Genomic DNA, 14,295 nt, shown 5'->3' with positions numbered 1-14,295 from the left:
GGCCTGAGGGCTTCGCCCCCACCCCCATCCCCGACCTCGGGGGTCTGGGGGCGGAGCCCCCAGTTTCGGGAAGGGGCGGGATCGGGGAAAGGAAACCCCCTACCCATCCCCCCGCGCCGAGATGTCCGTGAACACCACCCGCGCATCCTCCGTGTACACCCCCACATTCCCCCGTACATACGGCCGCTCCCGGTCCTCGTACCCCACCAACCCCCGCCCGTCCACGCTCACTTCCATCCGTGCCCCCCGCTGCCCCACCCGCACGTCCGACGTGCTCCCGATGGGGAAGTGCTCGGAGCCGGTTGCCAGGAAGCGTTGGCCGCCGGGGTAGGCGGGGTCGCGTTTGCCCAGCTCCCAGCCGTTCGGTTTGAGGGTCACGTAGTAGAAGTGCTCCGGGTCGCTGTACGCCCATACCAGCCACGGCACTTCCCAGGGGTTGGGCTTGGGTGTCCGCAGCTGCGCGATCGTGCGCATCTTGGCGCGGAAGTCCACGTCGCCGTACTGCTGCGTGGAGACGATCAGCCCGGCGTGGGTCTCCCCGGCCTCCCGGGACGGCTTGGGGGAGAGGGCCAGGCCGTCGTGGCGGCCGATGTTCTCGCCGTGGCCGTCGAAGACCGACCGCCAGGGGCCGTGGACCGAACCCTCGGCCCACGGCCTCTCCGGCTCCCCGCTGTCCTCCCACATCAGGCCCACGGCTATGGCGATACCCACCACGGAGGCCACGAGCAGGACCAGAGCGAGGAGCCGGCGATCTCTCGTCATGCCGTCGAGTATGACTCCGGGCCGTCGGGCTGGGGGACGATCAGCGCATCCGCGTCCGCATCGGCATTCGCATCCGGCGCGGGCACCGCGTCCGCTCCGGCATCGGCGCCGAAGTCCTCCGCGAGCTGCGCCACGATCCGGTCCGTGGCGTGCCCGTCCCCGAACGGGTTGCCGGCCGTCGCCATCCGCTCGTACACGGCGTCGTCGTCCAGCAGCCGGACCGCCGCGTCGAGCACGGCGTGCGGCTCGGTGCCCACCAGCAGGGCCGCGCCCGCCTCCACCGCCTCGGGCCGCTCCGTGGTCGTCCGCAGGACCAGGGCGGGCTTGCCCAGGCTGGGGGCCTCCTCCTGGATGCCGCCCGAGTCGGTCATCACGAGGTCGCAGCCCGCGAGCGTGGCGGAGAAGTCCAGGTAGCCAAGTGGCTCCACGACGCGGATGCGGTCGTGTCCGGACAGCTCCGGGAGCAGTGCGTCGCGGACGGCGGGGCTCTTGTGCAGCGGCAGCACGATCTCCACGTCGCCCCGGTCGGCGAGCTGCCGCAGCGCCTTGCCCATGGCCCGCATCCGGTCGCCCTGGTTCTCGCGGCGGTGCAGGGTGACCAGGACGCGCCGCAGGCCCTTGCTCTCGAAGAAGTCGCGGCCGGCGCCCTCCTCCAGCACCCACAGCAGGTTGTCGATGACGGTGTTGCCGGTGACGAACACCTCCGCGGCGGGCACGCCCTCGGTGGTGAGGTGCCCGGCCGCGCGCGGCGTGGGCGCGAAGTGCCAGCGCGCCATGCGTCCTATGAGGCGGCGGTTGAGTTCCTCGGGGAACGGGTTGTCGAGCACCCCGGTGCGCAGCCCGGCCTCCACGTGGGCGACGGGGATGTGCTCGTAGAACGCGGCGAGCGCGCCGGTGAGCGCGGACGTGGTGTCGCCCTGGACGACGACGAGGTCCGGGCGCTCCCCGTGGACGACCTCGCCCAGCCCGTCCATCAGCCGGGCGGTCAGCTTGGAGAGGTCCTGCCGGTCGCGCATGACGTCGAGCTGGACGCGGACGGGGACCTGGAGGAGGTCCAGCATCTGGTGGAGCATCTCGCGGTGCTGGCCGGTGGTGACGACGACGGGCTCGAAGAGCGGGGAGTCGGCCATGGCGCGGGCCACGGGGGCGAGCTTGATCGCTTCGGGTCGGGTGCCCAGCACCAGCATGGCGCGCACGGGCGTGGTGATGACGTTCGGGGACATGGTGGTCTCCCTCGAAGGTGCTTGCTCTGCTTGCGGGTGGAGGAGTGGACGGCCGCCGACGCGTCCGCTCAGGTGCGCGCGGTCTTGAGCCAGGTCTGTTTGCCCGTGAGCATCCGCCACAGCCCCCACCATCCGGCGGCGAACCAGATGTAGCCGTAGAAGACGAAGACGTGGGAGAGCAGTACCGCGCGGGCGAGGCCCAGGCCCCGCTCGCGCCGGGAGTAGACCCAGCCGTAGGCGTATGCCGCGGTGAACGACAGGACGTACGGGCCGATGACGAACATCGGCGAGACGAGCAGGCGTCCGGCCTCCACGGAGCCGATGAGCGTGCCGCCCATGGCGATGAGGAAGGACAGCGGCAGCAGTGAGGTGAGCAGGATCAGGACCGGGCTGGACAGGTGGTACATCAGGTCCACCGCGGCCCTGGTGGGCACCTCGCGGAGGATCAGCGGGAGCAGTCCGGCCGACTGGAGATGGCCCTGGAACCAGCGGGAGCGCTGGCGCACCAGGCGGCGCACGTCCAGGACGGCCTGCTGGGAGACCGCGGCGGTGGTGCAGTGCTGGTTGGTCCAGCCGCGGGCGATGAGGCGCACCCCGAGATCGAGGTCCTCGGTCAGCGAGTCGCTCCACGGTCCCTTGCCGTCCGGGCCGCACAGCGTGTCGAGCGCGGCCAGGCGCATGAACTGGCCGTTGCCGCCCATGCCGACGCTGCCGAAATAGCGCCGGGCGGACTGGAAGATGTCGCCGTAGATGACGAACTCCATGTCCTGGAGGCGGGCGAGGAGGCCCTTGTGGCGGTTGTACATCCGCACCCCGATCTGGGTGGCGCCGGTGCGCGGATCGTCGAAGTAGGGGTCGACCGCCTGGACCACGTGCGGGTCGAGCCGGCCGTCCGCGTCGACGACGCAGACGATGACGTCGTGCGGGTCGTGGCCGTCGAGCAGACCGGATTCGCGCAGGTGACGGATGCCGGCGTTGAGGGCGGCGCCCTTGCCCTTGCGGGCGTTCGGGAGGTGCCGCTGGAGGAGCTGGACCTTGTCGTCCGACGCGTGGCCGGCCTCCCGGGCTATGCGGGCGGTGTCGTCGTCGGAGGCGTCGTCGATGACGAGGGCCATGAAGTTCCCTGCGGGCAGGGAGGTGATGCGGGCAAGGCTCTCGGCGAGAACCTTTTCCTCGTTCAGACAGGCGAGGAGGAAGACGTACAGACGCTCGGCACGCGGTCCGCGACCGCGCTTGACGCGGCGCCTGGAGAGGATGAAGAGGGTGGAGTTGTAACAGCCGGCCATCACGATGATGGCGATGCTGGACCACAGCAAAACTTCGGTGATCATGAATGTCCACCGAAGTTTCGGAGTCGGAACCAAAGTTTTGCCGAAAGAAGAACTGCGGCTATCGCGCAGTAGAGCAGAAAGCCGGCTCCGGCAGCTTCCTGCAGGCCCCTGGCAAAGGGTATGCCCGGCAGAACTTCTGGGGCTGCCGTCAGTCCGGCCATGGGCAGGACTGACCCCAGTGCGGGTTTTCCGTACATGCGATCCCCCCGGATTTCGCCTCGTCTTGAGGCGTGCGGTGGGAAGGTACCAGACATCGTTGTGAGTTCTGGGTGTGATGGTGAGACTTGTTGGATCGGAATGATTAATTCTCTGGACCGACCGGTAGTTATGCCTGCTGGAGTAGGGTCTGTTGCTGGTGTGATGTTTGGTCTGTACTAATCCCGCTGTCACTCATTGCCCATTTCGGACCACAGTTGTCTATTGACACACTTCTCCCAGGGCACAAGAATCAGCCAACTGTCGGGACCTCCCACCACCATCGGCCCACCATCGGCATGGGCGGAGGAAGCGGAGGAAACGGCACTGGGTTCTTCGACCAGGGGGGAACAACAAATGAAAGAAATGCGGGGGAGACCAGGTATTTCCCGGGTCTCGACCGTCCTGCTCCTCGTCGCCGCCCTGCTGGGCGGCGTCTCGTTTTCCACCGGCGCCGAGGCCGCGATAGACAAGGGCGGGAAGCCTCGTCCGCCGCACGGCCTCAAGGGCGTCGCTGCGGCATCGCTCTCCGGCGCCAGCACCAATGACCTGAAGGCATGGGTCAGCGGCAGCCTCCAGCTCGACCGGCAGCGCGCAGCCCACAAGCTCACCGTCACCCCCGCGCCCGTCACCAAGGCCGCGGCCACGCCGAGCGTCAAGCCCGCGGTCGCGCCGCTCACCAAGGCCGCGGCCGCGCCGGCCACGGCACTGGCCGCCCCCGCCGGCGCCTCGGCGCTCGTCCTCTACGACACCACCGGCCCCTACGGCTACCTCGGCGAGCTGTACGCCATGGCGATCGCCAACCTCGCCGGCCACTTCGGGACCGTGACCTCCAAGCCCGTCTCCGCCTACACCGCGGGCATGGTGGAGCAGTACACCGCCACCGTCTACGTCGGCTCGACGTACTACGGCGGCACGATCCCCGACGCCATCCCGGCCGCCTTCTACCAGGACGCGCTGACGACCAGCAAGCCGATCGACTGGATCGGCGACAACATCTGGAACATGGCCAACACGGTCGGCATCGAGACCTTCAAGCAGAAGTACGGCTGGGACCCCACCAACTCGTACTTCGAGTCCGGCGGCACCGTCGGCAACATCACCCAAGTCTCGTACAAGAACCAGCAGCTGACCCGGAAGATCCCCACCGGCTACGACGGCGGCGTGCTGCACCCCGCGATCGTCACCGGCACCGGCTACCCCGCGGTCACCCAGCTCGCCCAGGCCACCGACGCCAACAGCGGGGCCACCAGCCCCTGGGCGATCCGCTCGGGCAACATCACCTACGTGGGCGAGATCCCCTTCACCTACGTCTCCGAGTCCGACCGCGTCATCGTCTTCGAGGACCTGCTCTTCGACGCGCTCGCCCCGGCGACCGCCGAACGCCACCGGGCGTTCGTACGGCTGGAGGACATCAGCCCCAGCTCGGACCCCACCGAGCTGCGGGCCATGGCCGACTACCTCGCCTCGCAGAACATCACCTACGGGATCAACGTCATTCCCGTCTACACCGACCCCAAGGGTGTCTACAACAACGGCAAGCCCCAGACCATCACCCTGGCCCAGGCGCCCCAGGTGGTCTCCGCGCTCAAGTACATGCTCCAGCACGGCGCCGTCCTGATGAACCACGGCTACACCCATCAGTACAGCAACGTGAACAACCCCTACACCGGCGTCACGGGTGACGACTTCGAGTTCTTCCGCGCCCACGTCGACGCCAACGACAACGTCGTCTACGACGGTCCGCCCACCGAGGACAACGCGGTCTGGGCCCAGTCGCGGGTCACCTCGGCCCTCGCCGGCTTCGCCGCAGCGGGCCTGCCCAAGCCGACCCTCTGGACGACCCCGCACTACGCCGCCTCGGCGACCGACTACAAGGTGCTCGGCGCGAACTACACGGCCCGGCTGGAGCGTTCGCTGTACTTCGCAGGAACGCTCAGCGGCCAGCCGGTGAACGCCTCGCGCTACATCGGCCAGTTCTTCCCGTACTCCGTGAAGGACGTCTACGGTACGACCGTGCTCCCCGAGAACATCGGCAACTACGAACCGTTGCCCTACAACAACCACCCGGCCCGGCTCCCGGCCGACCTGATCGCCTCGGCCAAGGCCAACCTGGCCGTGCGTGACGGAGTGGCGAGCTTCTTCTACCACCCGTACTACGCAGTGGACCCGCTGAAGCAGACGGTCGACGGCATCCGCGCCCTCGGCTACACCTTCGTCGGTCCCATGGACCTCGCGCAGTGATCGCGGTGAGGAGGGCGGCCGCCGCGCTCTCGGCGCTGGCCGTCCTCCTCGTCGCCGGATGCTCCTCCTCCGGCGACGAGGACAAGTCCGGCCCCTCGCCCTCGGGCAGCGGGCGGAGCAGCGGCAAGCCCGACGACAGGAAGGTGAGCGGGATGCGCGGCATGACGCTCCCGTCGTGGAACACCGACGACTACGCCGGCCCGCAGGCCGAAACGTATCTGCGGCAGATCGCCGACACCGGCGCCCGGTGGGTGACCTTCACCCCCACCTGGTACCAGGACCGCGTCACCGACTCGGACATCCGCACGACCGAGGAGACCGCGGGCGACGACAGCCTGCGCCACATCATCGGCCTCGCCCACCAGGCGGGCCTCAAGACCATGGTCAAGCCGCACGTCGACCTGAAGAAGGGCGGCGACCGCGCGGGCATCAAGCCCCGTGACCGGGACGCCTGGTTCGGCGCGTACAAGCGCTTCATCACCCACTACGCGCAGCTGGCGGCCGACAACGGCGTCGAGCAGTTCTCGGTGGGCACCGAGCTGGCGGGCACCTCCCGCGACGCCGGGCACTGGGGCGACGTCATCGCCGCGGTGCGCGAGCACTACAAGGGCCCGCTGACGTACGCCGCCAACTACGACGAGTACCGGGACATCCCGTTCTGGAAGGACCTCGACTTCATCGGCATCGACGCCTACTGGCCGCTGGCCGACAAGGCCACGACGGACCAGGGACGGCTGCGGGACGCCTGGCAGCCCATCGTGAAGCAGCTGGCCGCCTTCTCGGAGCGGGAGCACCGGAAGATCCTCTTCACCGAGGCGGGCTACGTCAGCCAGCGCGGCACCACCACGGCCCCCTACTCCTGGACGGTCAGCAAGCGCGGCGGCGACGAGGAACAGGCGGCGGCGTACGAGGCGCTGCTCGCCACGTTCGAGGACAAGCCGTGGTGGGCGGGCGTCTGCTGGTGGATGTGGGACGACTGGCCGGACAGCGGTGAGACGGCGAAGCGCCTGGCGTACACGCCGCACGGCAAGCCGGCCGAGGGAGTGCTGAAGAAGTGGTGGGGCAAGGGGTAGGCGGCACCTTCGGGCGGTCGCCCCGGCGGCCTCCCTTTCCCCTTGCCCCACCGCCTACGCCTCCAGCAGCCCGGCCGTGGCCCGCAGGGCTTCGCCCGCGTTCTCCAGGACGGGCTCGCCGTGGCCGAAGCAGGCGATCCGCGGGTTCAGATCGGCCTGCTTGCGGAACGAGGCGATCGCCTGCTGCCGGTCGATGTTGAAGGTGCCCAGCGACACCCCCTTCATGTTGGCGACGGTGTCACCGGTGAACAGGACGCCGGACTCCGTCATGTACAGGGCGATGCAGCCGTCGGTGTGACCCGGCACGTGGACGACGCGGACCTCCTGGCCCCAGTCCAGCGTGTCGCCGTCGACGAGTTCCCGGTCCACCCGGCAGGGCTGCGCCGGGGGCAGGTCCTTGATCTGCTCCAGTACGGACTCCCACAGCGGCAGCTCCCACTCCTCCAGCACCGGCGGCGGCTTGGGCGCCTCCTGGCGGATCACCGGGGCGTCGGCCGCGCCGGCCAGCACCTCGGCCCCCGTGACCGCCGCCAGCTCCGCCGCGGAACCGGCGTGGTCGACATGGGAGTGGGTGAGCACGATCTGCCGGATGTCCTCGGGACGGCCCCCCAGCTCCGCCACGAAGTCCAGGACCTGCTGCTCGGAGCCCGGCACCCCGGTGTCGACGAGCGCGAAGCCGCGGTCCTCCGGCAGCCGGACCAGGTACGCCTGGCCCGCCGAGAAGGCGAACATCCATACGTTGTCAGTGACTTGGGTGGTTTCCATACCGGCCAAGCTAAAGATCATCTCTGCCCGGGACCAGTTGATTCCGCTTTCGGCGGTACGCAGTTGAACGCCTGTGCAGCGCCTGTGCGGCGCCTGTGCCTGTGCAACGCCTGTATGCCGCATGGCTATGTGTCGCACTCCAGCTCCGTCCGGCATAGCGTGCACCGGGCCCGCAGCCGTCCCCGCACCGGCACCCGGATCCGCTGGTGGCACGTCGGGCACGGGAAGCTGACCCGCAGTGCCCCGTCGTCCTCGAAGGCGTATCCCGCGCCCGCCGACGCCGTCCGTGCCCGCCGGTCCCGTGCATAGCGGTGGCGTCCGAGGCGCCCGGCCCCGGCCAGCGGTGCCCGGCGGGCGTCCCGCAGCGCCAGGTCGCGGCCGCGTACGTACGCCTCGTACGCCTGCGGGCTGGTGAACCACGGCGAGGGGTCCTCCCCGAACGCGAAGGCCCGCTTGGCCAGGACGTACCCGAACTCCTCCGGCGTGAGGTAACCGAGTTTCTGCGTGGAGACCGAGGACTCGCGGTACGCGTCCAGCAGCAGCCAGCCCGCGCCGAGGTACGCAGCGGCCGTGTCCGTCAGGATCTCGTTGTCGCGGGTGCCGGGGTACTCGAGCCCCAGCCGGTGCAGGTAGACGTGCATGACCTCGTGCGAGAGTGCTGCCCCGATGTCGCGGCGGTGGGTCTTGAAGCGCGAGTTCAGCTCGATGAAGTACTCGGGTCCGGCGGCGAGTTCGACGCTCCCGGCGTGCCGCATGTCGCGGAAGCTGACGATCATCCGGGCGTCCGGCAGCCGCAGGTGCCGGACCATCACGCCCGCGATGCGCTGCACGCCCAGGTAGGGGTCCTCCGTGTCGGAGAAGGCCACGTCGACCGGCGGCACGCTCAGTTCGAAGGTGTGCACCGTGTCGTAGGACAGCCGCCGGTAGAGCGCGGTGACGGCGGAGCGGACGGCCTCCACGTGCGGGAAGCCGTGCTCGATCTCGGTGCCCGGGACGCCCACGCCTGACCACCCCCGTGCGGTTTGCGGCTGCTCTTCCACTGTACGGACACCCGCCAGACCGCCGCCGTTCCAGCCACTGTTCCCGCAGCTGCTCCGCCACCGCTCCCGACTGTCCGAAAAACGGGCTGTGTCCCACCCCTCACGCGCCCTGACAATCGCACCGGCGTGCATTGTCATGAGCCCTACAACCCACCCATCGGGGGCGACGGCGGTGCGCGCAACCCTCCACGAAAGGAAGACCGTTGCGCAAACACCTCAAGCACCTCAAGGTGCTCAAGAGAGGCTTGGCAGTCGGCGCGGTCGCCCTCGCGGCCTTCAGCCTCCAGCCCGGCAGCGTCCAGGCCAGTGACCCGAGCCCGGGCGTCGTGGGCGGCACCCCCGCGGCACAGGGCGAGTTCCCCTGGATGGTGCGGCTCTCCATGGGCTGCGGCGGCGCCCTCTACACCCAGCAGATTGTCCTCACCGCGGCCCACTGCGTGAACGGCAGCGGTGCCAACACCTCCATCACCGCCACCACCGGGGTCGTGGACCTCAACTCCTCCTCCGCCGTCAAGATCAAGTCCACCCAGGTCATCCAGGCCCCCGGCTACAACGGCAAGGGCAAGGACTGGGCGCTGATCAAGCTGGCCAAGCCCGTCAACCAGCCCACTCTCAAGATCGCCGACACCGACGCCTACAACAACGGCGACTTCACCGTCGCCGGCTGGGGCGCCGCCACCGAGGGCGGCGGGCAGCAGCGCTACCTGCTCAAGGCCACCGTCCCGTACGTCGACGACGCCACCTGCCAGGGCGCCTACGGCGACAGCCTCACCCCCGGTGAGGAGATATGCGCCGGCTACATGGACACCGGCGGCGTGGACACCTGCCAGGGCGACTCCGGCGGCCCCATGTTCCGCAAGGACGACTCCGGCGCCTGGATCCAGGTGGGCATCGTCAGCTGGGGCGAGGGCTGCGCCCGGCCCGGCTACCCCGGCGTCTACACCGAGGTGAGCACCTTCGCCTCCGACATCAGGTCCGCCGCCGCGAGCCTCGGCGGCTGAGCCGCGCACCCCGCCCGTACCGGGGCGGCCGGGGCCCCGCTGCCCCGGACGGACCAGCCCCGGTACGGGTCCCCGTGCCCCCGCCGACGGATGCCCGGACCCGCCCGCTGGTATGACCCGGGCGGTCCCCGTCATCCTTTCGGCCGAGGTGAGAATGGTCGGACAGTCGAGGTGTGGGCCGTATAAACGCCCGTAACGTGATTGCCGTGGCCCCGTGGGCCGCCGTCCCAGCCGTCCGTTACGGAAAGGCCCGCCCCCGTGTCCGTGAAGTCCCGCCTCGCCGCCGCCACCGTTCTCACCGCCGCCGTCGCGGCCGTGGCGTACCCGACGGCAAGCGCCTTCGCCGCGGACACGACGACCGGTGCCTTCGCCGCGGGCACCGCGCACCGCGACCACCGCCCCGGCAGCGCCGGCACCACCAGCCACCAGGTGCAGCTCCCGGACGGCAGCCGCGCCCGCCTCACCTCGGGCCACTCCGGCACCAGCGTCACCGTCACCCACGGACAGCAGCAGCGCACCCTGGACCCCGCCCGCCCCACGGCCGACCTCGACCGGCTCCACCTGAGGCTCCTCGGCGGCAACACCGCGCACCCCACCCTGCGCGCCCAGCTCGACGGCGCCGCGCAGACCAGCTACTACGACGTGACCTCCGGCTCCCTGCGGCACACCCTCGACGGCTCGGCCCGGGAGGCGCGGGCGAGCGCAGGCCGTGCTCAGCCGACCCGCGCCGACACGCCCGCCGACGGCACCCGGAAGCACTCCAAGCACGCCCACGCCAAGCGGCCGCCCCACGACTCCTCGGGCAACCCCGTCAAGCGCGTGATGGAAGCCGGTCAGGTGATCAAGGCCGCCCACGACGCCGACGATGTGCGCACCCCCGTCCTCGCGGGCGGTGCCGCCCTGCTCGCCGTCGGCGCGGGCGCGTACGGCGTACGGTTCGCGCTGCGGCGCAACGGGCGCGCGGACGACTGAGCCGCGTCCGGACCCCGGTCCGGCCCCGGTCCCGCCCCCGTCCGGTCCTCGTCCCGCCCCTCGACCGGACCCGTCCGCACGACACCCGACCGCGCGCAGCGGTTGCGGCCCCTGGGCACCCCCTGTGGCATGGAGAAACGACTTTCCGAAGGGCGAGGCACAGCATGGCGATCACCGTGGTCATCGCGGACGACCAGGAGATGGTCCGCACCGGCTTCCGGATGATCCTGGAGAGTCAGCCCGACATCGACGTCGTCGCCGACGTCGTCGACGGCGAGGCCGCCCTGGAGGCCGTCGAGCGTCACGACCCCGACGTGCTGCTGCTGGACATCCGCATGCCCAAGGTCGACGGCCTGGAGGTCACCCGGCGGCTCTCCGCCCTCTCCGCACAGCACCCCGAGCGCGCCCAGCGCCCCCGGATCGTCATCGTCACCACCTTCGACCTCGACGAGTACGTGCACGCCGCCCTCCGCAACGGCGCCTCCGGGTTCCTCCTCAAGGACGCCAGCCCCGCCATGCTCGTGGAGGCCGTCCACGCCGCCGCCGTCGGCGACTCGCTCATCTCGCCCGCGATCACCGTCCGGCTGCTGCGCGACATGGCCCCCTCGGCCGGCCCGGCCGCCACCGCCCGGCAGCCGTCCGAGCCGCTCACCGACCGCGAGGCCGACGTGGTGCGCTGCCTGGCGCGCGGCGCGACCAACGCCGAGATCGCCTCCGAACTGTTCGTCTCCCTGTCCACGGTCAAGACCCACCTGGCCAACGTGCAGCTCAAGCTCGACGCCCGGAACCGCGTCGAGATCGCCGCGTGGGCCTGGGAGAGCGGGCTGGCCACGGGCGGCACGTGAGCAGATGGGGCCGCTGGGCCGCCCGCCACCCCCGATGGGCGGCCGCCGCGAAGGCCGCCCTCGGGGCCGCCCTGCTCGCCTTCGTCCTCTTCGAGGGCCTCGCCCTCGCCCGCCAGCCCAGCCGGCCGCACGCCATCGTCCTCGCCTCCGGCGTGCTCGTCTGCCTGTGCGCCGTCCCCTACGGCTGGATCCCGCTCACCGTCCGGGCGGGCCTCGCCGTCGCCGTCTCCTGGACGGCCTCTGTCGTCCTGATGACCGGGCAGCACCCGCGCGTCGTCTGGGGCATGGGTGAGGACGTCGCCCTGCTCGTGCTGCTTACCCTCGTCGTGACCCGGTCCTCCGACCGCGTCGCCGCCGTCCTCGGCCCGATGCTCGCCGCGGCCGTCGTCGCCGCCCCCATGCGCGACCTCAGACCCGGGTGGTTCACCGCGCTCTTCTCCGTGCTGCTCGTCGTCGTCGGCACGTTCTCCCTGCTCCTGCGCGGCCACGCCGTACAGCGCGTCCGCGACATGGCCGCGGTGCGCACCGCCGAGCGGCTGGAACTCGCCCGGGAGCTGCACGACCTGGTCGCCCACCACGTCACCGGGATCGCCGTGCAGGCCCAGGCCGCGCGCTTCACCGCGCTCGACGGTCCGGCCGCCGCCGCGGCCTTCGAGCGCATCGAGGTCTCGGCGGGCGAGGCACTGGGCGCGATGCGCCGCCTGGTCGGCGTCCTGCGCGAGGGCGAGGCCGAGACCGAGCCCCTGGCGGGCCTCCCCGAGGTGCGCGCCCTCGCCGACGACTTCGCCCGCACGGGCCCGCCCGTCGCCCTTTACATCGAGCGGGGCATGGAAACCTGGATCCCGGGTGACGTCGCCGCGGGCGTCCACCGCGTGGTCCGCGAGTCGCTGACCAACATCCGCAAGCACGCGGCCGACGCCACGGCGGTGCGGATCGGGGTGCGGGGCGTTCCGGAAGGCGTCCAGCTGCGCATCGCCGACGACGGCAAGCAGGCGGCCGCGCTGGCGGAGAAGGCCCGGGGCGGGGGCTTCGGGCTCGTCGGGCTCGCGGAGCGGGCGAAGGCCATGGGCGGGCGGCTGACGGCGGGTCCGGCGCCGGAGGGCGGATGGCAGGTGACGGCACTGTTCCCGGTGGACCGGCGGCCCGGCGCGTAGGGCGGTTCCGGGCCGGCGTTCGCCGGAGGCTCAATCCGCCGAGGGCGCAAAGGCTGGGGAGGAGCCCGTGTCGATCATTAGTCTGACGGGCATGGAGATCACTCAAGTCAACAGCGCTATATGGATGTTGCGGACAACGGTCGGCCAGGCGTACGCCCTGCGTTTGCCCGACGGAGGCTGGACCCTGGTCGACACGGGGCTGCCGGGGGACGGGCAGGCAATCCTCGACGCGCTCGCCTCACTGGGCGCCGCTCCCGGCGATCTGCGTGAGATCTTCCTGACCCACTTCCACGTGGACCACGTCGGATCCGCGGCGGAACTGGCCGCGGCCACGGGCGCGAGGGTGCTCGCGGGGGCCGCGGACGCGCCGTTCATCCGGGGCGAGGTGCCCGGCCCGCCGCCGGTGTTCGAGGAGTGGGAGATACCGCTGTTCGAGTCCGTGCAGACGAAGCTGGCGGGCATCGGCCCTGCCGAGCCGTGCGCGGTGGACCGCGAGCTGGTGGACGGCGACGTCCTCGACTGGGGCGAGGAGGCGCACGTCGTCCATGTCCCCGGGCACACGCCGGGGAGCGTGGCGCTGCATCTCCCCGAGTCCGGAGTGCTGTTCACGGGCGACACGATTGCCAACGTCGAGCAGGTGATGCTCGGCGTCTTCAACGTCGACCGCGAGCAGGCCGTTGCTTCGTTCCACCGTCAGTCGATGCTGGACGTTCAAACGGCCTGTTTCGGACACGGGGATCCGATCGTCGGCGGGGCGGGCGATGCGCTGCGCGCGGCTGCCGTGGCACTGACGGCGTAGGGACGGTACGGGGACTGCCTACGGGCTCTCTCGCGGATCTTGTCGGATCAGCGCGCGTCGTCGGGCGGCGCCGGCAAGATCCGCACCAGAGGCCCCAGGCGGTTTCGGGATCACTGCTCTTTCTCGGATTCGAGGATCATCTCCACCGCCACCCAGCTGACGTCCGGGCCGCGGAACTCGATCAAACCCCCGTGCACGGGGCTCAGCTGTCTGACGAATATGTCCCGGTACTTCTGGATCACGGCCACCTTGACCGGCTGGTGCGCCTGGGGGTCCGACGTGTCCCGCATCGCCTCGCCCACCCAGACCGGGACGTCTCCGACGGACCGGACGATACATTCCCGACGGTGGCCCGGCAGTACTGGCCCGACTTTGATGATCTGCAGCTGACTTCGAGCCACGGCTTTCCTTTCGATCCGGGGGAGGAGGCGGTACCGGGGGGAGGCGGTACCGGTGAGGTAAGGCCCCAGGTCAGGCCGGAACCACGCCTGCCTGCCCGTAGCAGAGACAGAAGGGGTGCCCCGCCGGGTCGGCGAACACCCGGAAACCTCGCTTCTCGCCGCCGCTGTCGTGCAGAAACGTCGCCCCGAGCGCGATGACCTGCTGCTGCGCGCGCTCCACGTCCTCGCGGGTGTCGACGTCGAAGTCGAGGTGCATCTGCTGAGGGTGAGCCGGGTCAGGCCAGCGGGGCGGGCGGTACTCGCCCTCCACCCGCTGGAACGCGATCCGTTGGGGCGTGGCGGGATCGGTCAACCAGACCCAGTCCGGGTCGTTGTCGTCGGCGACGACCCGCCAGCCGAGGATCTCGGCGTAGAAACGCGCCAGGGCCAGCGGGTCGGGGCAGTCGACGACGGTGCACTGCAGTTTGGCGATCATGCATCGATGATGCCG

Annotated in this window: 14 protein-coding genes; 7 read left to right on the top strand and 7 right to left on the bottom strand. The window is 70.6% G+C overall.

What is annotated here, in order from left to right; all coding sequences use genetic code 11:
- Nucleotides 1-99: 99 nt before the first annotated feature.
- The 3 genes from AC1Z4A_RS06750 to AC1Z4A_RS06740 all read right to left on the bottom strand — a co-directional run bounded on the left by AC1Z4A_RS06750 (nt 100) and on the right by AC1Z4A_RS06740 (nt 3,316).
- A complete protein-coding gene (locus tag AC1Z4A_RS06750; protein ID WP_483676924.1) occupies nt 100-762 on the bottom strand; it encodes a calcium-binding protein in 663 nt (220 codons plus the stop codon).
- Nucleotides 759-1,985 (bottom strand): non-hydrolyzing UDP-N-acetylglucosamine 2-epimerase, encoded by a 1,227-nt coding sequence (wecB, locus tag AC1Z4A_RS06745; protein ID WP_483676923.1) that lies wholly within the window; start codon nt 1,983-1,985, stop codon nt 759-761. The genes AC1Z4A_RS06750 and wecB overlap by 4 nt, the downstream gene beginning before the upstream one ends.
- Before the next feature lie 68 nt (nt 1,986-2,053).
- Nucleotides 2,054-3,316 (bottom strand): glycosyltransferase, encoded by a 1,263-nt coding sequence (locus AC1Z4A_RS06740; protein ID WP_483676922.1) that lies wholly within the window; start codon nt 3,314-3,316, stop codon nt 2,054-2,056.
- Nucleotides 3,317-3,868: 552 nt separating this feature from the next.
- Between AC1Z4A_RS06740 and AC1Z4A_RS06735 the strand changes: the two genes are divergently transcribed.
- Both AC1Z4A_RS06735 and AC1Z4A_RS06730 read left to right on the top strand, forming a co-directional pair.
- The gene (locus AC1Z4A_RS06735) at nt 3,869-5,755 is read left to right on the top strand and encodes a DUF2334 domain-containing protein (protein WP_483676921.1); all 1,887 of its coding nucleotides are present in this window, start codon (nt 3,869-3,871) and stop codon (nt 5,753-5,755) included.
- On the top strand, nt 5,752-6,828 hold the full coding sequence (locus tag AC1Z4A_RS06730) for a glycoside hydrolase family 113 (RefSeq protein WP_483676920.1): 1,077 nt from the start codon (nt 5,752-5,754) through the stop codon (nt 6,826-6,828). The genes AC1Z4A_RS06735 and AC1Z4A_RS06730 overlap by 4 nt, the downstream gene beginning before the upstream one ends.
- Before the next feature lie 54 nt (nt 6,829-6,882).
- Here AC1Z4A_RS06730 and AC1Z4A_RS06725 read toward each other — a convergent pair whose 3' ends face one another.
- A complete protein-coding gene (locus AC1Z4A_RS06725) occupies nt 6,883-7,593 on the bottom strand; it encodes an MBL fold metallo-hydrolase (protein WP_483676919.1) in 711 nt (236 codons plus the stop codon).
- Nucleotides 7,594-7,718: 125 nt separating this feature from the next.
- Nucleotides 7,719-8,594, bottom strand: coding sequence for a hypothetical protein (locus AC1Z4A_RS06720; protein WP_483676918.1), 876 nt, complete (start codon nt 8,592-8,594; stop codon nt 7,719-7,721).
- A gap of 242 nt (nt 8,595-8,836) precedes the next feature.
- Between AC1Z4A_RS06720 and AC1Z4A_RS06715 the strand changes: the two genes are divergently transcribed.
- From AC1Z4A_RS06715 to AC1Z4A_RS06695, 5 genes are all read left to right on the top strand, one after another.
- A complete protein-coding gene (locus tag AC1Z4A_RS06715; RefSeq protein WP_483676917.1) occupies nt 8,837-9,634 on the top strand; it encodes a S1 family peptidase in 798 nt (265 codons plus the stop codon).
- A 258-nt stretch (nt 9,635-9,892) separates the two neighbouring features.
- A complete protein-coding gene (locus AC1Z4A_RS06710) occupies nt 9,893-10,606 on the top strand; it encodes a hypothetical protein (RefSeq protein ID WP_483676916.1) in 714 nt (237 codons plus the stop codon).
- Nucleotides 10,607-10,770: 164 nt separating this feature from the next.
- Nucleotides 10,771-11,451 carry a response regulator gene (locus tag AC1Z4A_RS06705; RefSeq protein WP_483676915.1) on the top strand — a complete coding sequence of 227 codons (681 nt, stop codon included), beginning with the start codon at nt 10,771-10,773 and terminating at the stop codon, nt 11,449-11,451.
- On the top strand, nt 11,448-12,605 hold the full coding sequence (locus AC1Z4A_RS06700; RefSeq protein WP_483676914.1) for a sensor histidine kinase: 1,158 nt from the start codon (nt 11,448-11,450) through the stop codon (nt 12,603-12,605). The genes AC1Z4A_RS06705 and AC1Z4A_RS06700 overlap by 4 nt, the downstream gene beginning before the upstream one ends.
- Nucleotides 12,606-12,696: 91 nt before the next feature.
- On the top strand, nt 12,697-13,404 hold the full coding sequence (locus AC1Z4A_RS06695) for an MBL fold metallo-hydrolase (protein WP_483676913.1): 708 nt from the start codon (nt 12,697-12,699) through the stop codon (nt 13,402-13,404).
- A gap of 110 nt (nt 13,405-13,514) precedes the next feature.
- Here the strand turns inward: AC1Z4A_RS06695 and AC1Z4A_RS06690 are convergent, their stop codons facing one another.
- On the bottom strand, nt 13,515-13,694 hold the full coding sequence (locus AC1Z4A_RS06690; protein WP_483676912.1) for a hypothetical protein: 180 nt from the start codon (nt 13,692-13,694) through the stop codon (nt 13,515-13,517).
- 181 nt (nt 13,695-13,875) lie between these two features.
- Nucleotides 13,876-14,280 carry a VOC family protein gene (locus tag AC1Z4A_RS06685; RefSeq protein ID WP_483676911.1) on the bottom strand — a complete coding sequence of 135 codons (405 nt, stop codon included), beginning with the start codon at nt 14,278-14,280 and terminating at the stop codon, nt 13,876-13,878.
- Nucleotides 14,281-14,295: the final 15 nt, after the last annotated feature.

The organism is Streptomyces sp. 17_S59 (genome assembly GCF_056930295.1).
This window is presented reverse-complemented; position numbering and strand designations above follow the sequence as displayed.